The organism is Pseudophaeobacter sp. 1A09344, from assembly GCF_041008745.1.
GTDB classification, from domain to species: domain Bacteria; phylum Pseudomonadota; class Alphaproteobacteria; order Rhodobacterales; family Rhodobacteraceae; genus Phycobacter; species Phycobacter gallaeciensis_A.
Genome location: NZ_JAXGFS010000005.1, coordinates 311600 through 336355, shown reverse-complemented (window position 1 = coordinate 336355; position 24756 = coordinate 311600). Strand labels below are relative to the sequence as shown.

General features: G+C 55.0%; 15 protein-coding genes and 1 pseudogene. 13 read left to right on the top strand and 3 right to left on the bottom strand.

What is annotated here, in order from left to right:
- The first annotated feature begins 38 nt into the window (after nt 1–38).
- The 8 genes from SM765_RS11520 (at nt 39) to SM765_RS11485 (ending at nt 10672) form a co-directional block, all read left to right on the top strand.
- Entirely contained in the window at nt 39–266 is a 228-nt protein-coding gene (locus SM765_RS11520) for a hypothetical protein (protein WP_368981520.1), read from the top strand.
- On the top strand, nt 263–583 hold the full coding sequence (yidD, locus tag SM765_RS11515) for a membrane protein insertion efficiency factor YidD (protein ID WP_368981519.1): 321 nt from the start codon (nt 263–265) through the stop codon (nt 581–583). Before SM765_RS11520 ends, yidD begins: the two co-directional genes overlap by 4 nt.
- A gap of 224 nt (nt 584–807) precedes the next feature.
- Complete coding sequence (locus SM765_RS11510) at nt 808–3555, top strand: class I SAM-dependent DNA methyltransferase (RefSeq protein WP_368981518.1); 2748 nt, start codon at nt 808–810, stop codon at nt 3553–3555.
- Complete coding sequence (locus SM765_RS11505; protein WP_368981517.1) at nt 3552–4415, top strand: hypothetical protein; 864 nt, start codon at nt 3552–3554, stop codon at nt 4413–4415. The genes SM765_RS11510 and SM765_RS11505 overlap by 4 nt, the downstream gene beginning before the upstream one ends.
- Before the next feature lies 1 nt (nt 4416).
- Nucleotides 4417–6465 (top strand): DEAD/DEAH box helicase, encoded by a 2049-nt coding sequence (locus SM765_RS11500; protein WP_368981516.1) that lies wholly within the window; start codon nt 4417–4419, stop codon nt 6463–6465.
- Nucleotides 6458–7669, top strand: a complete 1212-nt coding sequence (locus SM765_RS11495; protein WP_368981515.1) for a GIY-YIG nuclease family protein — start codon at nt 6458–6460, stop codon at nt 7667–7669. Before SM765_RS11500 ends, SM765_RS11495 begins: the two co-directional genes overlap by 8 nt.
- A 49-nt stretch (nt 7670–7718) precedes the next feature.
- Nucleotides 7719–10010, top strand: coding sequence for an AAA family ATPase (locus SM765_RS11490; protein WP_368981514.1), 2292 nt, complete (start codon nt 7719–7721; stop codon nt 10008–10010).
- Between the two features lie 107 nt (nt 10011–10117).
- Nucleotides 10118–10672, top strand: a complete 555-nt coding sequence (locus SM765_RS11485; RefSeq protein WP_368981513.1) for a recombinase family protein — start codon at nt 10118–10120, stop codon at nt 10670–10672.
- Between the two features lie 607 nt (nt 10673–11279).
- On the opposite strand, the gene SM765_RS11480 is transcribed toward SM765_RS11485, so the two are convergent.
- On the bottom strand, nt 11280–11513 hold the full coding sequence (locus SM765_RS11480) for a DNA-binding protein (protein WP_368981512.1): 234 nt from the start codon (nt 11511–11513) through the stop codon (nt 11280–11282).
- A 341-nt stretch (nt 11514–11854) separates the two neighbouring features.
- Here SM765_RS11480 and SM765_RS11475 point away from each other — a divergent pair, with 341 nt between their 5' ends.
- Together SM765_RS11475 and SM765_RS11470 are read left to right on the top strand one after the other, a co-directional pair.
- Nucleotides 11855–12550 (top strand): division plane positioning ATPase MipZ, encoded by a 696-nt coding sequence (locus SM765_RS11475; protein ID WP_368981511.1) that lies wholly within the window; start codon nt 11855–11857, stop codon nt 12548–12550.
- On the top strand, nt 12547–12897 hold the full coding sequence (locus SM765_RS11470; protein ID WP_368981510.1) for a hypothetical protein: 351 nt from the start codon (nt 12547–12549) through the stop codon (nt 12895–12897). The genes SM765_RS11475 and SM765_RS11470 overlap by 4 nt, the downstream gene beginning before the upstream one ends.
- Before the next feature lie 6 nt (nt 12898–12903).
- On the opposite strand, the gene SM765_RS11465 is transcribed toward SM765_RS11470, so the two are convergent.
- Entirely contained in the window at nt 12904–14004 is a 1101-nt protein-coding gene (locus tag SM765_RS11465; RefSeq protein WP_368981509.1) for a tyrosine-type recombinase/integrase, read from the bottom strand.
- 672 nt (nt 14005–14676) lie between these two features.
- A complete protein-coding gene (locus SM765_RS11460) occupies nt 14677–15843 on the bottom strand; it encodes a M20 aminoacylase family protein (protein ID WP_274834398.1) in 1167 nt (388 codons plus the stop codon).
- A gap of 620 nt (nt 15844–16463) precedes the next feature.
- Here SM765_RS11460 and SM765_RS11455 point away from each other — a divergent pair.
- The 3 genes and pseudogenes from SM765_RS11455 to SM765_RS11445 form a co-directional block, all read left to right on the top strand.
- Nucleotides 16464–16889: pseudogene (locus tag SM765_RS11455) on the top strand (tyrosine-type recombinase/integrase); the annotation flags it as partial.
- A 219-nt stretch (nt 16890–17108) separates the two neighbouring features.
- Nucleotides 17109–18821, top strand: a complete 1713-nt coding sequence (locus tag SM765_RS11450; RefSeq protein WP_274837848.1) for a bifunctional helix-turn-helix transcriptional regulator/alpha/beta hydrolase — start codon at nt 17109–17111, stop codon at nt 18819–18821.
- Between the two features lie 89 nt (nt 18822–18910).
- Complete coding sequence (locus SM765_RS11445) at nt 18911–24751, top strand: MBG domain-containing protein (protein ID WP_368981508.1); 5841 nt, start codon at nt 18911–18913, stop codon at nt 24749–24751.
- The last annotated feature ends 5 nt before the right edge of the window (nt 24752–24756 follow it).

Sequence of the window (24756 nt, the reverse complement as noted above, 5' to 3'; positions counted from 1 at the left end):
CAAGGCTGCTCACGCATAACGTGAGTGAGGATTTCTTGATGGATTACAAATGCGTACCTTTTGAGCCCCCGATTGACCGAAAAAATGCCGTGCCGGGTGTCGCGTCCAGCCTTGATGCGGTGATAGCTTCGGAAGCCAAAGCTGGTTGGGAGTTTGTCGGGCTTGAAAATCACAGCACGGTGGTGCCTGGCTCGAACGGTTGCTTTGGATTCGGCGCGACCAGCCCATTTGAAAAAACCTTTTCCGTTGCTGTCTTCCGTAAGTGAAGTACCTGATTATCTGGGCGATCTTATTTTATCAGCGGGTTGCTCCAACCTCGATCCGTAAGCGCTGCATCTTCAAGAAGAGTTGTTCCAACTATGTGCTTGAGGGTGTCCGCGAGAAGGGTGTTTATGAGGCGTTCAAACGATTTAGATCGCGGGTTCGGGCTTGTCGCCCAGGGTATACACAGATCGACACCAGTATGACTGTGCATCATGACCTTGTACTCTTGCGTTTGGTTGACGGTACTATAGTTCCCGAAGTGGAATTGTCGGACCGGCTAAGGCGGGAGTTCGGTCTAAACAATGGTCAAGGCGACTAAGAATTTTACAGATGTGTATCCATTGGGTACACTTTGACCCGAATGAAAGATGTCGGTCTCCGCATACGCGTGCAGCGAGAGCTGCGGGAAAGCTTTGTCGAAGCTTGTAAGGCTCAGGATATACCTGCGGCCCAAGTGCTTAGAGCATTTATGCGGGAATACGTTGATCAAGCACGCATTGATCAGAATGCCCAGGCCGAACAAGAAAAGTAAGGAATTGAGACGTGAACGCTGTTGAAATTGAAGAGGCAATATCCGCCCTTGCAGAGCAGCCGTTTGATGCGGCTGAGTTTCCGTACGCGTTCCTTCTGGCATTTGGCAACAAAGCCACGACCATCAAAATGTTGCGCAAGGGCGCACGAAAAAAGTCTGACCTGGGCGGCGTGCTTCAGACCAATAAGATCCACTTGAAGGTTTGCGCTGAAGGGGAAGTCACGAATTCCCTTGCCGATCTGAAGGCCAGCCCCGCCACGACCAAGGCCAAGGCGAAATTTGTCCTTGCTACCGATGGCCGCGATCTTGAGGCCGAAGACCTGACCACGGGCGAGACGATCGCCTGCGCTTACACCGATTTTCCCGACCATTTCGGGTTCTTCCTGCCCCTGGCAGGGATCAGCACCGTCAAGCAAATCCGCGAGAGCGCCTTTGACATCAAAGCGACTGGCCGTCTCAACCGGCTCTATGTCGAGCTATTGAAGGACAATCCCGAATGGGGCACGGCAGCGCGCCGTCACGACATGAACCACTTCATGGCGCGGCTGATTTTCTGCTTCTTTGCCGAAGACACTGACATCTTCACCACCCCCGATCAGTTCACCGGCACGATCGAGCGGATGAGCGAGAAGGACAGCTCGAACACCCATGAGGTGATCAGCGAGCTTTTCCGCGCCATGAACACAAAGGCCGACGATCGCACGGCGGCTGACATTGCTCGTTGGGCGAATGTCTTTCCCTACGTGAACGGCGGGCTGTTTTCGGGCACGACAGACGTGCCGAGCTTCAGCAAAATCGCGCGCTCTTACCTGATCCATATCGGTAGCCTCGACTGGACAAAGATCAATCCCGACATTTTCGGATCGATGATCCAGGCCGTGGCGGATGATGAAGAGCGCGGCGCACTTGGTATGCATTACACATCCGTACCGAACATCCTGAAGGTGCTTAATCCGCTTTTCCTTGATGATCTGCGTGAAAAGCTGGAAGAGGCGGGGGAGAACCCTCGCAAGCTGCTAAACCTGCGCAATCGAATGGCTAAGATTAGGGTTTTTGACCCAGCCTGTGGGTCGGGAAACTTCCTTGTGATTGCCTATAAAGAAATGCGTAGCATAGAGGCCGAAATCAACGAGCTGCGCGGGGAGGCAGATCGGCGCACGGAGATTCCACTGACGAACTATCGTGGAATCGAGCTGCGCGACTTTCCCGCTGAGATTGCGCGGCTGGCGTTGATCATTGCTGAGTATCAGTGTGATGTGACCTATCGAGGCCAGAAGGAAGCGTTGGCTGAGTTTTTGCCGCTTGATGCCCAAAACTGGATCACCTGCGGCAACGCGCTTCGGCTAGACTGGTTGAGCATCTGTCCTCCTACTGGAACCGGTGTCAAATACAAAGCTGATGACTTGTTTCATTCGCCACTTGAACAAGCGCAAATCGACTTCGAAAATGAGGGTGGCGAGACCTACATTTGCGGGAACCCGCCTTATAAAGGAAGTAAGTGGCAAACAGCCGAGCAAAAATCGGATATGGGGCACGCTTGGCGAGAAAAACCTAGTTTGGCAAAGACTACTGACTTCGTAAGCGGATGGATTGCCCGTTACCTAGACTTCGCAAAAAGCGTACCAGAAGCGGTTGCGGCATTTGTGACTACCAACAGCATTTGCCAAGGTCAGCAAGCTTCAGACATTTGGCCGTTTGTTTTCAACAGCGGCGTCGAAATTCCATTTGCACATGTTCCTTTCAAATGGAGTAATTTGGCTAGCCACAACGCGGGTGTTACCGTTATTATCGTCGGCCTTGGGAAAAAGAGTAATTCATACAAAAAGCTATTTGACGGTGATGTAGTGCAAAGTTGCTCGGTTATTGGTCCATACTTGGTCCCCAACCGATCCGAAGTAGTGACAAAGTCAACTACGCCCATTGGGCAACAATCACCTATGCTTTTCGGAAACATGCCCAGAGACGGAGGAAATTTGTTTGTGAACTCTGAAGAGGCAGCAAATTTGCGAAAAGACCCCGATGTTGGTCATATGGTCCGGCAATTTCTTGGGTCTGAGGAGCTGATTAATGGTAAGCAACGCCATTGCCTGTGGATCAAAGAAGAAGAAAAGATAGTTGCTTCTGAGAATCCCTTCATAGCTGAGAGACTCAAAAAAGTTGTAGCCAACCGATTAGAATCAAAGGCAGCTTCCACTCGCGACTTTGCGGCTAAGCCTTATCGTTTTGTCCAAATTGCGGGCGTCGCTCAGAAGACACAAATTCTTGTGCCCGGGGTCAGTTCTGAAAACAGAGAATATCTGCCCTGCGACTATCGAGATGAAACCGCCATCGCATCAAACAAGCTTTTCGCTTTATACGATGCTCCTCTTTGGAATTTGGCCCTTGTCGCATCTCGGCTTCACTGGGTTTGGATTGGAACTGTTTGCGTACGCATGCGCACTGACTTCAGCTATTCAAATACGTTAGGATGGAATACCTTCCCCGTCCCAAAGTTGACTGAGAAGAACAAGGATGACCTGACTCGTTGCGCTGAGGATATCCTTTTGGCGCGAGAGGCACATTTTCCTGCAACTGTTGCCGACCTCTACGAGGTGAAGGATGGCAAGAGCAAGATGCCAGACGACCTGCGCGCCGCCCATGACCAAAACGACGAAACGCTTGAACGCATCTACATCGGTCGCCGCTTCCGCAATGACACCGAACGCCTGGAGAAGTTGTTTGAGCTCTACACCAGAATGACGACAAAGGTGGTGAAATGAGTGAATTTAATCGCATGACCATCGTTGCAGCCACCGAGGTTATCTCAAACTTCAAGTCGCACAGTGACATGGCCATTCTTGAGGTTCAGTGGGGCATCAAGAAGTACGTATCATCAACCAGTAAATCAGCTCGGGTCGCGAGCTGGGCGCAAGTCGCGACGGAAGTAAATCCTCAGGTGATGAGTGAAGCGGGACTTATTGCTCTAGAACGAGCCTTGGTTGAAGTTGCAATTCAAGCTCCCAGTAGTGTCAAGCAAAGTACGGACTGGAGAAAGTTCATTGCGGGGCTACGTTTTGATGGGTTTGAGGTCGTAGACGAGCAGGTTCCTAACTCAAACGGCACAGCTTCTATCTTCGACGATACGCCTGCTATGATTGCAGTTTGTCAATTGAGGCGAATGTTGCCAATGGGCATTCCAGGCCTCGATTTTCGCGAAGCTGAAAGCGAGATTGTTGCGCTCTTGGATTGTAATGGATTCTCCGTAGCCAAGGGGCATCTGAACCAAGCATTGTCTGCTTTCCAAAGGGGCGAGTGGTCATCGGCTAATGGTGAGTTGCGAAACTTCTATGAGAGCTATCTGAACGAGATTGCCGACGGGCTTGGATATGCCGGATCGGGCAACAGCAAAGCAAGGCGCGACTTCCTAGGCGCTGGCGTGAACCCGCCCTTCCTGCTTGAGGATTACAACGAGTGGGACCCGCAAAAGACCCAATTTGTGCAGGGCCTTATGAGTCGTATGCACCCACATGGTGGTCATCCTGGCCTATCCGAAGAAGAGGATGCTACTTTCAGGCTTCAGATATCGCTTATTACAGCTCGCCTTTTCCTTCGCAGATTCAATCAAAGAAAGACATTTTGAGATGAACAAGAATGTTCCCTCGGTTTCCGTGGCCTACGCCCAGAATGGCGGTTCGACAAAATCCAATGAACTCGGCATGCGGGCGATGCAGGAGCGCGCCTTTGAGAAGCGGGGCGAGCAGTATCTTTTAATCAAGTCGCCGCCTGCATCGGGCAAGAGTCGCGCGCTAATGTTCATCGCGCTCGACAAACTGCACAACCAAGGGATCAAGCAGGCGATTGTGGTGGTTCCCGAGAAATCGATCGGGGCGAGCTTTAACGACGAACCGCTGAGCAAATTTGGATTCTGGGCGGATTGGACTGTCGCGCCAAAATGGAACTTGTGCAATTCGCCAGGTACAGATGGCGGCAAGGTCAAATCGGTTGGCGCGTTTCTTGAGAGCGGAGATCAAATCCTTGTCTGCACCCACGCCACCTTCCGCTTTGCCGTGGAAAAGCTTGGGGTGGAGGCGTTCGACGATCGGCTAATTGCCGTGGACGAATTCCATCACGTTTCAGCAAGCGAAGACAGCATCCTGGGCAAGCAGCTCAATGATTTCATCGCGCGTGACCGCGTGCATGTCGTCGCCATGACCGGCAGCTATTTTCGCGGTGACGCCGTGCCGATCCTGTTGCCCGAGAACGAGGCCAAGTTCGACACCATCACCTACACCTACTACGAGCAGTTGAACGGCTACAAATACCTGAAAACGCTCGATATCGGCTATTTCTTCTATTCCGGCTCTTATGCCGACGACATCTTGAAGGTGCTTGATGCAAACGAGAAGACGATCCTGCACATCCCGAATGTGAATTCCCGCGAAAGCACCAAGGATAAGCATCAGGAAGTCGAGCACATCATCGACGCCCTGGGCGATTGGCAGGGAACAGACGATGAGACGGGCTTTCAGCTTGTGAAAACCCCCGAAGGGCGGGTTTTGAAGATCGCTGATCTGGTAGATGATGAAGCCGTTAAGCGAGACAAGGTTTCTGCGGCGTTGAAGGACCCCGCGCAAAAGAACAACCGCGATCATGTGGACATCATCATCGCCTTGGGTATGGCCAAAGAAGGCTTTGACTGGATTTGGTGCGAGCATGCGCTGACGGTTGGTTATCGTGCGAGCTTGACAGAGATTGTTCAGATCATTGGTCGCGCGACCCGTGACGCCGAAGGTAAATCCCGTGCCCGCTTCACCAACCTGATTGCCGAGCCCGACGCAGCCGAAGCAGCCGTCACTGAAGCGGTGAACGATACGCTGAAGGCGATCGCCGCCAGCTTGCTCATGGAGCAGGTGCTTGCCCCGCGTTTCAACTTCACACCCAAAAGCCCCAAGAGCGGGCCGGTCGAAGGTTTTGACTACGGTGAAGGCGGCTATGATCCTGAGAAGGAGAATGTCGGGTTCAACGAGGCAAGCGGACAGTTCCAGATTGAGATCAAAGGTCTGGCAGAACCGAAGAGTAAAGAGGCCGAGCGCATTTGCCAGGAGGATTTGAACGAGGTGATCACCGCCTTTGTTCAGGACAAGACGACGATCGAGCGGGGGTTGTTCGATGAAGAGCTTGTACCCGAAGAGCTGACGCAAGTGCGTATGGGTAAGATCGTGGGGGCGAAGTTCCCCGAGCTAGATGCCGAGGATCAAGAGGCCGTGCGCCAGCATGCGGTAGCCGCTTTGAACCTGACCCAAAAGGCCAAGGAGATTGCGCTTGCGCACGATAGCGATGAAGTGACTTCCGGCAATACGGCGTTGATCGACGGTGTGCGCAAATTTGCAATGGACGTGCGAGAGCTCGATATCGACCTAATCGATCGGATCAATCCGTTCGGTGAAGCCTATGCGATCTTGGCCAAGACGATGAGCGAGGAGAGTCTGAAGCAAGTTGCGGCTGTGATTTCGGCGAAAAAAGTACAGCTCTCACCAGAAGAAGCGAGGAACCTGGCGCGGCGTGCGGTGAAATTCAAACAGGAGCGCGGGCGGTTGCCATCGATCACGTCATCTGATGCCTGGGAAAAGAAGATGGCAGAAGGCGTCGCCTTTCTTGCGCGCATGAAGCAGGAGGCCGCCAATGGCTAAAGAATTCACCCAGGAAGATGATGGTCTACTGGCGGAGCTTGGCGTCGAGGTGGAGACGAAGAAAGTCGTCACACGCACACCACGCGAAGAACGCATCATTGCGGGTTTTGAAGAAATACAGCGCTTTGCCAACGAACACTGGTCCGCGCCGAGCCATGGAGAAGAGCGTGACATTTTCGAACGCCTTTACGCGGTACGGCTAGACCGTATTCGTGAGCTTCAAGAATGCCGTGAACTTGTTGAACCTTTGGATGATCAAGGGCTTTTGACTGGTGCGAGCAAAGCGTCTTCAATCGTCGCCGAAGAGCTCGATGACGATGCTCTTCTTGCCGAACTGGGAGTTGAAATCGAATCTCCGCTTATCACAGAGCTGAAACACGTTCGATCAACTGCGGAGAAGAAGGTCGCCGAAGAAATCGCCAACCGTGAGCGCTGCGAAGACTTTGAGCAGTTCAAGCCTTTGTTCACTGAGGTTCAGAACGACTTGGATGTGGGCGTGCGAACGACCCGAAACATTCGAAAACAGGCAGGCTTCCTAAAAACCGATATCAAAAAGGGCGAGTTTTTTATCCTAAGCGGGCAAACCTTGTACATCGCTGAAGTTGGTGAAGAAATTCGCGCACCAAACGGCGAGACAGACGCCAGACTACGGGTGATTTACTCAAACGGCACTGAGAGCAACATCCTGCTGCGCTCACTCCAAAGAGCTCTTTACAAGGATGAAACAAGTAGGATTGTTACCGATCCCAGCGGCCCTGGCCCACTGTTTTCATCGGAAACTGACGACAAAGATTTGGCAAGTGGGGTGATCTATGTGCTTCGCAGTAAATCTGACCACCCAACTGTCGCCGAACACCGCGAAGTGCTTCACAAGATCGGCGTAACGAGCGGAAAGGTGGAGAAACGCATTGCAAATGCCAAGCTTGATCCAACCTTCTTGATGGCAGAGGTAGAGGTTGTTGCGACTTATGAACTCTACAACATCAACAGGACAAAGCTCGAAAACCTAATTCATCGAATTTTTGAATCCGCGCGGCTCGATGTCGAGATTAAGGACCGGTTCGGGCATCCAGTCACGCCGCGTGAATGGTTCCTTGTTCCACTGTTTATCATTGATGAAGCTGTTGAGAGAATTAAGGATCGTACGATCTCTGCTTACAGTTATGATCCGCAAGGGGCAAAATTAGTAAGGCAAGGGACATAGGCTTTGCTCGAAACGCAACTCGCTCAAATTCCTTTGTTGAGGTTAGAAAATGATTGATCGTATACAGCTCCTAAGAAATATTGGGCAATTCGATAATGTTAGCCCGCCCCAACAGATTACTTTCACACCTTTTTCGCTGGTCTACGGTGAGAATGGGCGCGGCAAAACTACTATCGCAGCTATACTGCGATCATTGGCGACCGGAGCTTCTGCCCTAGTCCAAGAACGGCAGCGGCTTGGCTCTCAACACCCTCCCCATCTTGTCATCGGTCATACAGGCGGGCAATCGATATTTCAGAATGGAGCTTGGACTCAGCCCTTCCCAAATATCGCAATTTTTGACGACGCTTTTGTTTCTGCGAATGTCTGCTCGGGGATCGAAGTCCAATCCGGGCATCGGCAGGGGCTGCATGAACTGATTCTTGGAGTGCAAGGCGTTGCTCTCAACGACACCCTGCAAGGGAATGTGCGTCGTATCGAAGAACACAACGCGGCGCTCCGCGATCTTGCTGACGCCATCCCTGCCAATGCTCGCGGCCCGTACAAGGTGGATGCGTTCTGTAGCCTTGAAGCGGATGGAGATATCGACACAAAGATACAGGATGCCGAACGCCGCCTTGCAGCGGCGCGTTCTGCAGACGCGATACGGCAACGACCAGGGTTTCAGGACTTTGCGCTTCCCGATTTTGACATCGACGCGATTGATATTGTTCTCGGTCGTGGCTTGCCCAACCTTGAAGCTGAAGCCGGTGAGCGCGTAAGGGCGCACCTCGCAAGGCTCGGTCGTGGCGGCGAGATTTGGATATCCGAAGGCGTGCCCCGCATCGACCCAGTATCCGTCGGCGCGCCATACGAAGTCTGTCCTTTTTGTGCGCAAGATCTGAGTGGCTCGCATCTCATAGAACACTACCGAGCCTATTTCTCGCAAGCATACAAGGATCTGAAGGCTACTATCCGTGAAACGGGAGTATCCGTGCGCGATACTCATGGCGGGGACATCCCTCCCGCCTTTGAACGCGATATTCGCACGGCGGCTCAGACACATGAATTTTGGAAGGACTTCGCCGAGCTGCCACAGGTCGATATCGACACAGCAGCTATCGCACGGCAATGGAATGCCGCCCGTGAGGGCGTACTCGAACAGCTGCGCGCCAAGGCCTCAGCACCGCTTGAGCTGATGGCGCTCACGCCGGAAGCGCGCCAGGCGATAATCGATTTTCGTGAGCGGATCGAGGAAGTGGCGGAGCTGTCAGGGCGCTTGGTAGCCGCGAATGCGAAGCTCGAAATTGTAAAGGAGCAGGCACAAGCCGATGACCTTGCGGCTTTGACTGACGACCTTGCAAAGGTCAAAGCGCAGAAGGCACGTTTCGAACCCACTATTGTGCCTTACTGCAATGATTACCTGACCGAAAAAGCAGCAAAGACCGTTACCGAGGGGCTGCGCATGCAAGCTCGCGCTGCCCTCGACCAGTATCGCGAACAAATCTTTCCAACATACGAAGCGACGATCAATGATTACCTCCGGCGGTTCGCGGCTTCTTTCCGGCTTGGCGAAGTTCAGTCGGTCAACACTCGTTCTGGATCATCGGCCTCATACTGCGTTGTGATAAATCAGCAGAATGTTAACGTCAGCGCTGATACAGGGCCATCTTTCAGGAACACACTCAGCGCAGGCGATCGAAACACGTTGGCGCTTGCGTTTTTCTTCACCTCTCTGGAACAAGACCCCGATCTAGCTAACAAGATCGTCGTGATTGATGATCCGATGACCAGCCTCGATGAACACCGCACTCTTCGTACCCGTGAGGAAATTTTCGCAATATCTCAACGTGTTCAGCAGGTGATCGTGCTTTCTCATTCGAAACCGTTCCTCTGCCGTCTGTGGGAGCAAGCCGATAGGAATACATCGACGGCATTTCGCGTGAACAGGGCTGCGGTTGGCTCCGAACTCGCGGTATGGGATGTTAGAAATGACAGCGTGTCGGAGCATGACAAGCGACATGAACTTGTTCGGGGGTATTTAACTGCTGCCGATCCAGCGAAGGAGCGTGAGGTTGCAGCAGCCCTACGCCATATCTTGGAAGCATTCATGAGGGTTGCTTGTCCAGAGCATTTTCCACCAGGACAGCTTCTCGGCCCCTTTATTGGCCAATGTGATCAGAGGCTTGGGGCGAACAATCAAATTCTCAGTGCTGGTGATTTAACTGAGTTACGGGCTTTGCTCGCCTATGCAAACCAGTTCCACCATGATACCAACCCCGCTTGGCAGACTGCAGCGATCAATGATGCTGAACTTACTGACTTTGCCGAAAGAACGCTTCTTTTTGCTTCGCGCCGGTAATACAATTATAGAGCAAATCAAGTATGCGTGCATAAATCAAAACTTTTGCACGGTTTTTTTAATGTAGTAAAAACAAATGCTTGGCGCGTGCAAAAGATACGTGCATAATGTACAATATGAAATCTATCGGATATGCCCGTGTTTCCACGCTGGGCCAAACCCTAGACGCTCAGCTGGAAAAACTTGGCGCAGTAGGGTGCTCTCACGTCTTTCAGGAGAAAGTAAGTGGTGCGGTGCGAGACCGGCCTGAACTCAAAAGTGCATTGGGAAGTCTGACTGAAGGCGATGTGCTGGTGGTGACGCGCCTTGATCGGCTTGCTAGATCGACGCGTGACCTTTTGGACATTGTCCATGAAATTGAAAACAGGGGCGCGAAACTCAAGGCTCTTGCCGACTCATGGGCAGATACAACAACACCCACTGGGAAACTGATACTTACCGTTTTGGGCGGCCTTGCGGAATTTGAACGTGCTTTGATTGCTGAAAGAACTGCGGAAGGCCGCGAGCAAGCCCGGCGTGATGGTAGGCATTTGGGAAGGCCTTCTAAGCTAAACTCTTATCAACGAAGGACTGTTGTGAAAATGCGGTTTGACGGCTCAAACAACGCTGAGATTGCGCGTGTTTTTGGAGTCTCACGATCGACGATTTCACGCATTAAGTAGTTGAGGTTATTGTACAGTGTGGGGCAAACAGAAGGCAGTCAGGGCCTTCATACAAAGTGCCCACAAAGCTTAGGCTGCCAGCCAAGCGTACGCGAAATATTGAGAACCCTTCGCGAGCTCTGAAGAATTCAATTTCAACGCCGCCAGACTTCTGGGCAAGCTTCGCCTTTGCATCTCTCAGGCTTGAAAAGTGAAGATAATATTTTGACATGGTGTTCATCCTTTCCGTTTGTTTGATCCATAATCTGGGAATGGCGAATGCATCCACGTTAGGAACACGGTCCGGTGCGGGCACCTGACTTGGGGATGCAAAAGTACATTCACACAATCAAACAGGCGAAAAGGGAAGGATGGGTGCCGAGGAATCTCTCATCTTGAAGAATAGAGTTCAAAGCTGTCAGAAAGTGCTATCGGCGAAATTCATAAGGAAATAATGGCTCTACGCGACGAGCCCGAAACTTAGCCGTTTCAAAGCAAATACTATTTCGTTCCAAATGTTTCGCGACTGGGGCGAACTGCTAATCGAATAGCCGCCCCGCCAGGGGCGGTTTCTACTGTTCCAGAAAGAAACAACCCCGCCTTTCGGCAGGGCTGTCCCGGTTAGCTGCTACGCAGTGTCGGGCGCTTCATCATCATTGAGCGGGACCAAACGATGGCTTTCCACCCAAGTCGCAAAGGCAACGCGGTCAATGTAAACCCGGTTAGAGATTTTCACGATCGACGATGCCATACCATTCGTCTCCGCATGGAAGATATACCAACGAAGTTTTGCCTCCGTCAGGATCGGTGTTTCGATTACAAGCTGTTTAACAGTGCGCAGGTCCTTATAGCTAGCCTTCATGGTTAGCATCCTTGTTCAAGTAAGAGCAAAAAGATAACTAAACAGGCCGATGTTATCGGATGCCGGTCGCAACGCAAGTTAAAGGCGACTAGGATGCGCCTAGTCACTCGGAAGATAGTGACTTTGAAGTTACTAACTTGCTGGTTTGTTTGGGGTAACTATCTGAATCCAAGTGACTATAATGCGGTCTTGTGTTTGCAAGTTAGGTGCTAGGATTTGACTTCCATGTGTATAATTATCACTAGCCGAGGGAGAGAACACCCTTGTCGGAGTTGCGATTGTCGTGATTCCTTTGCGCAAGTTGGCCGCCTTTTGTTCAAATGAAGAAAAGGGGAGAACATATGTCAGTAATAGTATTCGCAAATTCAAAAGGCGGAGTCGGAAAGTCAACATCAGCCGTCCTGCTCGCTCAGGTGCTTGCACATCGCGGCGCTACGGTGAGCTTAATCGACGCTGATCCAAATCAGCCGTTGTCAGCATGGTGGAGCCGCGATCCGAGGAGAATTCCTGATAATCTGAAGCTGATCCCCAAAGTGACGGAGGATACCATTACCGAGATTATCGACGATGAAGCATCAAAAAGTGCGTTTGTAATTGTCGATCTTGAAGGTTCCGCCAATCTTGCGGTGACATATGCCATCGGAAGAGCTGACTTAGTACTCATTCCTATGCAGGGCAGTCAACTTGATGCCGACCAGACAAAACGTGTTATCGATCTAATTTGCCGCGAAGAAAGAGCTTTCAGACGTAGTATTCCATATTCAGTGTTCTTTACACGGACCAGCGCCGCGATCAGGTCAAGGGATTTAGGGCATATTCAAGCCGATCTGAAAGAAGCACTAATCCCAACACTACCTGTCGAGCTCACAGAGCGGGCAGCATTCCGAGCAATCATGCAGCTAGGGGGGACAATCTACGATTTGACAAAAGACGAGGTCTCAAAGCCAAAAGCGGCGATCGAAAATGCAGAAGCATTCGCCCGAGAAGTGGCACTGATTACCCGAAACCAAACTAACAAAGGGAGGGTAGCCGCATGAATCGCATTAGGCCAACAACTTTTGAAACAGTAGAAGATGATCCGTTGGCCGATTTGGCCCAAATTGAACCAGTTCCAGTGCGCCAAATTCCAGCCTCAGACAAAGTGCGCAAAATCGCTGATGAGGCTGGGTTTACCGCGCGGCACGGAAAGGCCGAGCGAGATGTAGAGGAACAGGCTCAGGCAACCTTTGATGCAAGGAGCCTTCGGAAAACGGGTCGATCGTCCCAGCTTAACATCGCCATCAAGCCAGGAACAAAAGACAGGTTTTGGAGTTTCGCGATAGAGCAAGGGTTTGTTGCAGGTGAGGATGCTTTGCTTGCACTGTTGGACAGTGCCGAGCGTTAGTATCTCCTAGAAAAGCTCTGAATTCAGCTTCTCGGCCAAGCCGTGCTTATGATCCGTCGATAGGTGAGAATATCGTTTAACCATCTGAAGGGTTTTGTGCCCGAGCATGTCCGCAATCTCAAGAATTGTAGCGCCCTGCATAGCCAAATAGCTAGCAGTGCAGTGCCTCAAATCATGAAACCGAAAATCGGAAACTTCCGATCTATTCAGAGCATTTTCCCAGGCCTTCCGAATGTCAATTGGCGCTATTAAATCGCGTCTCGGGAACAGAAATCGATCTTGAGCGGACGGCATTTGGGCGTCATAGAGGCCCGTAGAGAATTCAATTTGGCCCTTCAGCAACTCATGTAGGTGGCCAACTACAGGCACAGAGCGTGTCTCACCGTTCTTGGTGTCTCGCAATATGGCCATATTTCGATCTAAGTCTATATCCGACAATTTTAGCCCTAGAATTTCACCTTTGCGAGAACCAGTCGATAGAGCAAAAATAACAATCGGATACAGCTGCAAATTTGGACTATTTCGGCAAGCGGCCAGAAGTTGGTCTCGCTCTTTATCGTTGAGGTAGCGGACACGTTCGTTGCGGATTTTTGTTATTGCTTCCACGCCATCCATTGGGTTTGTCCCCAGCCACCGCCAAGAAACCGCCTTTTTGAATAATACTTCTAACGTGTCGCGGTAGTGTTTTAATGTCTTTCTGCTCTTGGATTTGGCAGTATTGGAACCCGATCTGGCGTCGGAGGTACTTGCCAGCTCAGCCATCAATTTGGAAATCTGCTCAGAGGTGATGAAGCTGAGACTGTAGTCTCCAAGAGCTCCTCGCCAGTACCGTAAATACGTCTGTGAGGCGCGCTGGGTACTTTTGGCCAAGTGCGGTAAGGTTTCACGCTCGTAGCGATCCAGAACGTCTGAGAAGGTCTTACGCTGCGATTTTGGGTTTAGGGGCCGAAATGACCCTGATTTTATCTCACTTTCTGTCTTTGCGGCCCAGGCTTTGGCATCAGTCAATCGCCGAAAGGTTTTCTTTTGGCGGGGATAACCAGAAACGCGGATGTCCACTAGATAGACCACACCTTTCTGCCGCTCCCGTTTTTCAATCGTAGCCATTGTATGCCCTCGCGAACGTCAGGTTATTAAACCCGAAGACTGTCTGTTGCTGCCCTTGGGGGCAATTTAGGGGCAGTATAACTCATGTATCACCAATAGCTGTCAATAGACCTCATCACTTGAGTATGTTTAACTCCTTTGAAAATAAAAGGAAAAAATATTGGTGGTTGTTGGCGGTTATAGAAACGCATCGGGCTCATAACCTGAAGGTCGCAGGTTCAAATCCTGCTCCCGCAACCAAAAATAACGCAAAACGCCGCGTCCGAAAGGGCAGCGGCGTTTTTTTTCGTCTGTAAAACCCAACAACTTGAATTCAATCTCCGCACAGTGGCAAAGCATCTTCCAGATGTAGCAGCGTGGTTTTAAGCTTTATCCTCAGGTTCCCAATCTATTGAGAAGGCTCGGAGTAGGGGCAGGCGGCTAAGTCCATACAAACCTTTAGGCTCGTCAGTGGCGATCTCACCCACAGGAAAACTGACTGCCAGGCAGCGAATGACTGCTTTCCGCCTTTCATGACCCTTCATAACGGTATGCAAAGCTGGAGTGGAGTTTTCTGTTTGAGGCACGATCAGGCTCTTGCCTGAAGAACGACGCTGCATAGCCCAATAAATATGGGGTCGTCCTGCAAAAACATGCCAGCGAGGCGATCAACAAGGTATCCGGCCGTAATGTCTATGCCAGCGGCATGCGCCGTTCTGCCATTGCGACAAACCAGCTGCAGCCGAAGGGAATGACCTCGTCATTGAACTCATAGGACGGGTTGTGAAGATCGGCACTGTCGCCATTGCCTATGAACAGATATGCCCCAGGGCGTTCCAGGAGCATCTCGGAAAAATCCTCTCCCCCCATGATTGGCTTCAGATCACGATGCGCTACACCAGAGACCTCGAGGGCAACCTCTGCGGCAAGATCCGCTTCCCGCGCGTGGTTCACCAGCGCAGGTGGGCCGGAGATATGCGTGACTTCAGCAACCGCGCCGTAGCCAGTTGCCGTGGCCGTCGCCAGCGCATCGATGCGGGCCCGCACCAGCTTCTGAACCCCGGGTTCGAACGTCCGAACCGTGCCACGCATGTGAACGGAATCCGGGATTACATTGTATGTGTCCGTTTCTGTCCGAAAGCCGCAGACCGAGACCACCACGTTGTCGATGGGATCGATGTTGCGTGATGCGATGGATTGCAGGGCCACAACAATCTGCGACGCCACCAACGTTGTATCAACGCTCTTGTGTGGCATGGCACCATGGCCACCTTTTCCGCGCACGATGATCTCAAACTTGTCCGGCGAGGCCATCTGAGGCCCGCTGCGTACCGCAAATTCGCCGATGGGCATCCCCGGCATATTGTGCATGCCGTAGACTTCTTCGACACCCCATCGCTCCATCAACCCGGCATCGATCATCGCCCGCGCACCACCGCCACCTTCTTCGGCGGGCTGGAAGGCCAAGACTATCCTGCCGTCAAAATTCCGCGTCTCGGCTAGGTATTTCGCCGCGCCCAGGAGCATTGATGTGTGCCCGTCATGCCCGCAGGCGTGCATCTTCCCCGGAACGGTCGAGGCATGAGGCAAATTTGTTGCTTCCTGAATCGGAAGGGCGTCCATGTCTGCGCGAAACCCGATGGTTTTGCCCGAAGTGTTTGACTTGCCGTTGATCACAGCGACCACACCGGTTTCACCGAAGCCCGTCACAATCTCATCGCAGCCAAATTCCTTGAGTTTCGATGCCACAAGCGCCGCCGTTCGATGCTCCTGAAAACGCAATTCGGGATGGGCATGGATATCGCGCCGCCATGCTGAAACTTCTGGCAACATTTCGGCGAAGCGGTTCAAGACAGGCATCAGTTTCCTCCAGGTGAGTGTTATTGCACTTTGGGACCAGGTGACAGCAGAGGCAAGATACTGTGCGCATCCGATCCAAAGGACGTTACCTCTCAAAGCACCCATTCTAGGCATGTGCGCGACATCAGAGATCCGGGTGACAAATGCAGCCATAAAGTCATCTTGTAGGTCGGCCTTCACAGTCGTAGCAGGCATCGGCCATTAGGGACTGCGCGGGCATAATCGGGTACTGGCCGAACCGCAGATCAGAACTTACAGAACCTTCTGCCCTCACACGTAAAATCCGACTTTGCAGCGTCTGCTATCGCTCATTTTTTGTTTGGGTCCTGGCAGACCTCAATCGAATGGGCATCTTGGGCCACCATCCGAGCGGCTGTTTCGTCCGCACTGTGTGAGATCACGGCTTCAGAACCTCGCAGTCGCAGTGAACGGCAAAAACGGCGGACTGCACCGCAGCACAAACCCTCAGCTGGTTGCGTAAACCGGCCAAGTTTGCAGAGGGCACTTCCTGCGTTTGGTCGACCTTCGTACCCTAGGCAGCGTCAGTCAAGGTGGGCTCTTTCCATACCCCGCAGGCGTTGCTGCATCGTATGGTATTCTGCACGCGTCAACGTCGGGTTGTCTTGGAGGTTATGACATCCGGCAAAATCAAGGAACGCGCGTCGGTTCTCCAAAGCAAGACGCAGAAACCTGTCCGCTTCGAATTCTCAGAAGGCACGCGGGCATCTCTCGACAGATGGATGCAAGACCCGCTGATGGGGGGCTCCGAATACCTCTGGCCAAGCCGATGTCACGAGCGCCTTCATATCTCGACCCGCCAATATGCTCGGATCGTCCGCAACTGGGTTACATCGATAGGGTTGGAAGCAAGTGCCTATGGCACGCACTCGATGCGTCGCACCAAGGTGACGCAGATCTACAAAAAGACCGGCAATCTGCGTGCCGTCCAGCTGCTGTTGGGACACACTAAGATGGACAGCACAGTTAGGTATCTGGGTGTTGATCTTGAGGATGCTCTTGCGATCGCGGAGGCGATTGAGATCTAGCAAACTGGGTCGTCTTCACGGATGCTCCAAACCGGACATTAGCCATGTGGGCATTTGGGTTGCGCTTCTGCTAGGGTCGGCGCCGCCCGCATGACTGGATTCCCCGTGGCGGCCGGGAAGCTTTGGCTGGGAGGCCCCGTGAACAAGACCGAACCAAGTATGTCCAAACCGGGCACCGACACTGCGCTTTCTTCTTCTGATCCTCGTTCGGAGGCCGACATGACGCAGCTATCGCATATGGTCTACGATGTCGCCCTCGACAATTCCCGCTGGGCCGAGATGATTGGCCGGATTGAAGCTCTCATGGCAGCGGGGGATGTGGCACGTGTTGAGAGTGCGGAGCAGCTGGAGGATCTGCGGCAGCATGTCGAGCGCGCCATGCAGATATCGGATCGTCTAAGTGCCGCGCGGGATGAAACTGATCTTGGGCGCAAGCTTCTGGCCAGCCTGTCGTTGTCTTTTCAGCTTTTTGATAGCGATGGCCACGAACTGCCGCCGGAGTCGGTTTCTACCGATGCCACAGCGGGGAGTTTTACAGACGGGGACGATAGCGCAGGGCTGGTGCGAGATGTTCTTCCGCAAACGCTCCGCAGCCAATACGCGGCGACGCAGAACCCAATGCGTCTTGCCGGGGAAGGAGATGATCCGGCAGAGGAAATCCTGTTGGGGCCTGATCTGGTTCGAAAGCTCGGGTTGCCTGCGCGGGTAGTCTGGGCACGTCTGCGTCTGACACGAGACCCGCAGCGTATTGCAGCCAACCTTGGTGCGACTTACGGGCTCACGGCGGGGCGGCGCAAGTTCCTTGGGGCCTTTCTTGAACATGCAGACCTGCGCAAGGCCGCAACGGCCGTTGACCTGAGCTATGAGAGTGCGCGCACCTACCTCAAGGATATCTGCCAGACGATCGGCTTGTCAGGACAGGCCGAACTGATCCGCGCCGCCTTGCAGAACCCGCTGTCGGTCATTGACGCGGATTTCTCTCAGACCGAACGATCTGCGGTGCGTTGCCAGATCGAACGCCCCGAAGGGGGCGTGATCGAGTATTTCGCGCTTGGCGCTGCGGGTGCCTATCCGATCATTCATTACGATGCACTGTCTGGGGTAGGTTTGGATGTGCTGCGTTTCCCGGAGGTGTTCGAGGCGGTGCTGAACCGCCTTGGTGCGCGGCTGATCGTTCCCTGTCGGCCGGGAACGTTCCGGTCGACCTTCATACGGCGCAAATCGGCGGCCGGGGATGCAGAGGATGTGCGTCTGTTGTGCGCGGCCCTCGGGATCGACCGGTTCGCGCTGATTAGCAATTCCTTTGGCGCGGTCAGTGCGCTCAATGTTGCTGCCGCGTTGCAAGACCGCTGTGACCGGGTTGTGCTGGCAGCGGTTCATAATCCCGACCGGGAGGCTGAGCGAAGCGCCGCCGGGAATTATCTCCACAAGATTTCCGCAGTGATTGGGCGCCGCTCTCCGCTGGTCTTGCGCTGGTTGATCCCATTCCTGTGCAAGTCGGTGGTTCAGGACCCCGGAAAGTTCGCAGAAAAGGCCATCGCCGAGGCGACGTGCGATCATGAAAAAGCGATCCTGCGCGCGCCGAGCTTGCTGAAGAGTGTGCAAATAATGCTCGAAGAGCGCACGGCGTCGGGCTTTGACGGCGTCATCCAGGAACATCGTCACATCGGGCGCAACCTTGGTTTCGATCTGTCGGAATTGCAGGTGCCGTTGCATCTGTTCCAGGGGGACTGTGATCGGATGAACCCGGTGGAAGGTGCGGTCGCCCTTGCGGAGAAAGCGCCGCACGCGACGTTGCATATCATCAAGGGGATGGGTCATTCGATGATCAAGGCCGAGTGGGATTGGCTGTTGGCTGCCGCTGCCGGTGCAGACTACGAGATCCCGGCAGCAGATCGCCGCGGACCACTGGCAGAGGCTCTGGCCCGTTAAATTACAGCGGGGTCCCCAAATGGGAATTGTTTGAAATTCAAGGCAAAATTAAAAACCTGCGAGTTTTGAAATTTTGCCTGAGTGAATTGATGACATATGCTTTTTATCTGAGAAACTGCGCATCGTATGTGGCGATGGTCGCAATGTTGTGCGCGATGACCGGGGCGCAGGCTCTGGCTGGGCCAAAAGGCGGTGCAGTCACCTCGGGCAGTGCTCGGATTTCTTCAGGTGGCGGCGGGGTCACGACGATCCGTCAGAGAAGCAATCGGGCCGTTATAGACTGGCAGAGTTTTGACGTCGGAACGCAGGAGTCGGTTTCCTATCTCCAGCCGGGTCAGCATGCCGCCATCCTGAACCGGGTGACAGGCGGGGCAGGGGCTTCGCAGATCGACGGCAGTCTCACAGCGAACGGTCAGGTGTTTGTGCTGAACCCGGATGGCGTGGTTATCGGTGAGACCGGCCGGATCGCATCACGCGGAGGTTTCGTGGCCTCCACTCTGGATATCGAGGTGTCCATGTTCATGCGCGGGGGCGATCTGCGCCTCAGCGGCGATGGCTCTGGCGCGGTCATCAATCGGGGTGTGATCGAAAGTGAGGCGGGTGATGTGGTTCTGGTCGCGCCGCGGATCGGAAACTTTGGCACCCTGAGAGCCAAGGCCGGGACCGCGGCGCTTGGCGCGGGGTCCGCGGCATGGTTGCGGCCTGCGGATGACCAGATTCTGCACATTGATACAGGCCTGCAGATTGGCGGTCGCGGCGTAGACAATCAGGGCGTTATCAAGGCTGCGCAGGCAGAGCTGAAGGCCGCTGGCGGATCGGTTTACGATCTCGCGATCAATCAGAGCGGAACCGTGCGTGCGACAGGCGTTGAGCGCAGGAACGGCCGTATCCTGCTGAGTTCGGGTGGTGGCTCCCTGGAGGTGTCAGGCACCCAGGAGGCCCGCAATCAGGATGGCTCCGGCGGCGAGATCTATGCCGGTGGTGGGTTTCAGGGGAGTGATGCCGCGATCGAGAATGCCGAAACGTTGACGGTGAGAGAGACGGCAGTCTTCGATGTGTCGGCCAGTGCCGGGGAAGCGGACGGTGGCAGGGTTATTCTGTGGTCTGACGGTCTGACCTCGTTTCAGGGCAGTATCAAAGCAATCGGCGGAACCGATAGCGGCGACGGCGGGTTTGCCGAGGTCTCCGGGCGGGAGAGGCTGGATTTTAGACCGTCCTCGGTGGATCTCAGTGCGGAAACGGGCAGCGCGGGTACTTTGCTTCTGGACCCGGACGATCTGTTGATTGTTGACGCGCGTATGCAGGGCGAAGCAGCCGTCGTCGACACGGGCAGCGGCACCGTCACCCCGGAGCCGGGCTCGGGTGTGTGGGATCCTGATTTTGCCGGATCCGAAGTATTGGCGGAAACTGTCGAGGGTCTGCTTGAGACAACCAATGTCGTCCTCCAGGCAAGCGGCAGCATCTTTGGTAGGGCTCCGGTCGAGACGACCGCTGGCAGTACCAACAACCTGACCCTGACAGCTGGACAAGACATTATCCTTGAGGAGATGATCAATCTTCAGCAGGGGGACCTGTCGCTGCTGGCCCAGGGCAGCATTCAAGGTCCTTCGGCCTTCCCTGGTTTCCCGGGGATTGGCGGTAACCCGATCACGGCCAACCGGATTTCCATCGGGGCCTCTGGCGGTGCGGGCCTTGCTTCTGTCGACCTGGGCTCGGTTGCTCTTTCCGCGCAGGCGGTCGACCTCGATTTCGGCACGGCGATTTCCGGTGACGTGAACCTCGGGAATGCAGCCAATACTATCGGCGAAGTCAATCTGCTGAACGCCGGGAGCGGGGGCTTCTCTGGCGCGTTGACGCTGGTGAATGATGGGGATGGGCTGACCGTCAACGGCAGCCTCGCTGGCACCGACCTGACCGGCCTGTCCATCGTGACGGACGGTGACCTCTCCCTTGGGGCGGACTTCGATCTCTCCGCTCCGGCGACCTCGGGGGCGCTGGATCTTGTGCTGGCCTCCACCAACGGCGACATCAAAAGTCAGGCGCCTGCAAGCGCCTTTGCCGGGCTGGATGCCGGTGCGAACCAACGCCTGCTGGCCTATTCCACCAACAAGTCCCAGACGACCCTCGCGACCGATCTGTCTCTGACCGAGGTCACGCAGGAAAGCTATGCGTCCGCGCCGCCCTCGGGGTTGCCTGCGGATGGCACCAGCCGGATCTTTTACCTGTCGGGGCTGGGGCAGCTGACGCTGACGGCAGATGATATCAGCCGCGCCTACGGGAGCGCAAATGGTGCGCTGACCTTTTCGGTCGAGGGTTTGGTCGGCAGCGACACCTTCGACACGGTAACCACCGGGGCGCCCGCGTTGTCCGTCGCCGCAGATACCGAAAGCAATATTGGCAGCTACGAGATTTCGATTGGCCACGGTGATCTGGAGCTGACCTCTGCCACCTATACCGGTTTTTCCTTTGTGCCGGGTAAGCTGTCGGTGACACCGGCGGAGCTGATTGCCTCTCCGGTCACAACCACAGTGACATATGGGGATAATTTCCGCATTCCTGTGACCTTCACGGGTTTTCTTAATGGGGATACGGCGCGCAGTCTTGGTTTGCAGAATGCTGAAGCAGCGGTGCCGGGTGCGGGCGGCACGCCGGACGTTGGCCGATACGATGCGGTCTTTTCTGCAGGAACTTTCGGAAATTACCGGTTCGTTGATAATGGCGCCACTGATGAGTTGGTTGTGACGCCGCGCCCGTTGACCATCCGCCTGCGCGACAGAAATCGCATTTATGGGGAAACCAACAGATTTCTCGATCCGACTTTCGAGGGGCTTGTACGGTCGTCCCATGAAGAGGATTTCACCGTCAGCCAAAGCACTGCCGCGACGGTGGCCAGCGATGTCGGCACCTACGCGATTTCTGGCGCGGCTTCGGCGGCGGGAAGCAGTGCGTCGAACTACGATGTGAGCATTGTGCCGGGGCGCCTGAATATCACGCCTGCGCCGCTCAGCCTGGCGGTCGACGCGACCAGCCGGGAATACGGCGAGGATAATCCCGTCTTTTCTGCAACGCCCACCGCCGGGACCTATTGGCGCAATGGCGATGACGCGTCCGACGTCAATTTGAGCTTTGCAACGAATGCCGACCGCACATCGGATGTTGGCACCTACGGTGTGCGGGTCAGTGGTTCGGCCCGGAATTACACCATCGAACCGCGCCTCAGTGGCAGCGCGCTGACCATCACGCCCGCTCCGCTGACCATCACGGCTGAGAACCTGTCAAAGGAATATGGCGACCTCCTGGATGGCGCGGGGCTAAGCTTTGACGCCGTAGGGCTGAAACTGGAGGACCAAGTGGCAGACCTTGGTTCGTTGCAAGCAACTTCTGATGGGTTTGCCGCCGAAGCCGATGTGGTGACAGGTGGCTACGCGGTCAATATCACGGGGCTGTCCAATCCCAATTACAGATTAGCCTCGGCAAATACGCCCACTCTGACTGTCACCCCGGCTGAGCTGAACCTGAGCGTTGGCGATGCGTTCCGCGCCTATGGCGACAGCGCGTTCGAGGTTTCCGGGACCACCGCCACGGGCTTGCGGTCCTGGGACAGTATTCAAGATCTGGGGCTCAGCTACGCCTCTGCAATCACTGACAGCAGTCTTGATGCCGGGCAAAGCCGCCCGATCACTGCGCAGCTTGGGGCGGATGTGGTCAACTACACGTTGGCCGATGTGATACCAGGTACCGCCACCGTTACACGCCGAAAGGTGCGCGGCTATATCTCGCGCTTTCAAAGGTTTTTCGGCAACACCAGTACGCCGAACATGACGGTCTCTGGATTGGTGAATGGGGATACGCTGGCGGATATTGACGGCTTCAGCTTCGACGGCGTGCATGACGATGCACTGACGGATGTGGGCACCTATACCGTCACCGGTTTGATTGAGGATAACAATTATGAACTGGCCAGCCCTGCGCGGGGCACTCTGACGATCATTCCGCGCCGTATCACTGTAATCGTACCGGAGCAGAACCGGACCTATGGCGACGCAGACCCGGTGCAGGTTGAGATCGGCAACATGGCGCCGGGGCATACGCTGGAGGACGTCCTGAATGGCGGCGGGTTCTTAAGTGCAGGTGCGGATCCCCATGCCAATGTCGGCACCTATGAGGTCACGGGTCGTTTCCATAACGACAACTACGAGGTCCTGAGTCAGGTTATCGGCGATGTGAACGTGCGGCCAGCGCCCCTGACCATCGATATGAGCGATGTGACCGTGGCCTACGCCGAGAGGCCGAATGCCACATATACGGTAGAGGGGCTGCAGAACGGCGAAACTCTGCAGAATCTCTTTGTCCAGTATGGTCCGCAATATCTGCTCAGCGAGTTTTCCCTGCCGGACGGGCGCAAGGAAGATGTGGTGGCATTCAGCTATCAACCCGCAGTCCTTGCCAATGGCGAAAAGCCGATGGACAATTATTTAATCCGCGTCGACCGCGGCGCGATGGAGGTCACCAAGCGGCAGATCTACATCGCCGCCCATGACATCCTGCGAGAGCTGGCCGCGGACTACCAGCGCGAAGAGCTCTACCCTGGTCTCGTCTACGAGGGCGGCACGCTGGTCGGCGGGCGGCTGGTGAACGGCAACGGCCTGGGCCTGGCCTATATCGGAGACGAGACGCTCAGCGTGATCCCCGGCAACACGGTTGCGGATGTGCTTCAGGTGGTGGTGACCCTGGACGGGCGGACCGAGGACCCGGATGCGGATCGCAAGTACGACATCACCTATGTCGGAGGGCTGGGCGACGTGATCACCAAGAACAATCAGATCATCGAGCTCATCGAAATCGACACCGAGGTGGAATCGACCACGACCAGCGTCGTGATGGACAACTTCATCGCCACCAACGACCAGGGACAGATCGTCGACCCTGAGGCCTGCGAATCCCTCGGCAAGGTCATGGTGGACGGGGTCTGCGACCTCAGCCACGTCGAATACACGCTGACCAAGGCACCCGACGTGGTTTCACCCCTGACGGCGGGTCTGATGGACGATCTGACGACCGAGCCCTCGGATACCCTGGTTGAGGTCTTCTCGAACTACCTGATCGGCGGCATCCAGACAGGCGCCCTGAGCACCGACATGATCTACCTGATCGACGACCTGCGCAACGGCAGGATCAGCGGCGACGCCTTTATGGCGCGGGCGCTGGCCGAACCCGGGGCAGGCAGCGTGCTGATGGAGGCGATGGACGGCTACATTCAGGCGCTGGTCAATGCCGATCCCGGCAGCCTGACCGAGGCCGAAACCCTGCTGCGCGGGCGCTACGAATACCGGGCGCGTCGCATGGCCAACCAGATGTACTGGGACCTGGTCGCGGCGAAGGAACAGGATGACGCCCGGCGCGCCTCGGAGGACGCTACCCTGGGCGGGCTGGTCGCCAAGGCTCCGGCTGGCTACGTGCTGGACGGCGTGCTGGGCAATTACACCCGCGATCTGGGCGACCAGATGCTGGCGATCAGCGGCGGGGCAAGTGTCGCAGGCTTCGCCGGCGGCGCGGCTGCCGTGCCGATCGCCTATGTCGCCCATACGGCGGCACAGGCAGCGCCCCTGGGGGCGATCATCACGAGCAATGCTTCGAGCAAAGCGGCTGTCGTTGCGGCCAACCTCGCCCTCAACAAGATGTCGGCGGTGTTCGGCAGCACCGTAACTGCTTCGACAGCGGGCGTGGCCGGTGGGATCTTCCTGACCGCGGCCATCATCGGCGTGCAAAGCGGCATCGCCCAATCCGAAGCCGCCAACCGCGAGGCGGAACTGGCCTTCTTCATGGAGCGCCTTCACCCCGACAACTTCTCTCCGGGCAACGTGCCGCCCGCGATGCATGCCCTGATCATGAGCGAACTGGCCACCGGCGCCACGCTGGGCGGGAACTGAGACCA

Bases quoted from the DNA above. Each gene is read 5' to 3' on its own strand.
- SM765_RS11490 (WP_368981514.1), top strand. From the start codon at position 7,719: ATGATTGATCGTATACAGCTCCTAAGAAATATTGGGCAATTCGATAAT.
- SM765_RS11500 (WP_368981516.1), top strand. From the start codon at position 4,417: ATGAACAAGAATGTTCCCTCGGTTTCCGTGGCCTACGCCCAGAATGGC.
- SM765_RS11495 (WP_368981515.1), top strand. From the start codon at position 6,458: ATGGCTAAAGAATTCACCCAGGAAGATGATGGTCTACTGGCGGAGCTT.
- SM765_RS11485 (WP_368981513.1), top strand. From the start codon at position 10,118: ATGTACAATATGAAATCTATCGGATATGCCCGTGTTTCCACGCTGGGC.
- SM765_RS11520 (WP_368981520.1), top strand. From the start codon at position 39: ATGGATTACAAATGCGTACCTTTTGAGCCCCCGATTGACCGAAAAAAT.
- SM765_RS11505 (WP_368981517.1), top strand. From the start codon at position 3,552: ATGAGTGAATTTAATCGCATGACCATCGTTGCAGCCACCGAGGTTATC.
- SM765_RS11450 (WP_274837848.1), top strand. From the start codon at position 17,109: ATGACGCAGCTATCGCATATGGTCTACGATGTCGCCCTCGACAATTCC.
- SM765_RS11470 (WP_368981510.1), top strand. From the start codon at position 12,547: ATGAATCGCATTAGGCCAACAACTTTTGAAACAGTAGAAGATGATCCG.
- SM765_RS11475 (WP_368981511.1), top strand. From the start codon at position 11,855: ATGTCAGTAATAGTATTCGCAAATTCAAAAGGCGGAGTCGGAAAGTCA.
- SM765_RS11480 (WP_368981512.1), bottom strand. From the start codon at position 11,513: ATGAAGGCTAGCTATAAGGACCTGCGCACTGTTAAACAGCTTGTAATC.
- SM765_RS11465 (WP_368981509.1), bottom strand. From the start codon at position 14,004: ATGGCTACGATTGAAAAACGGGAGCGGCAGAAAGGTGTGGTCTATCTA.
- SM765_RS11460 (WP_274834398.1), bottom strand. From the start codon at position 15,843: ATGCCTGTCTTGAACCGCTTCGCCGAAATGTTGCCAGAAGTTTCAGCA.
- SM765_RS11445 (WP_368981508.1), top strand. From the start codon at position 18,911: ATGACATATGCTTTTTATCTGAGAAACTGCGCATCGTATGTGGCGATG.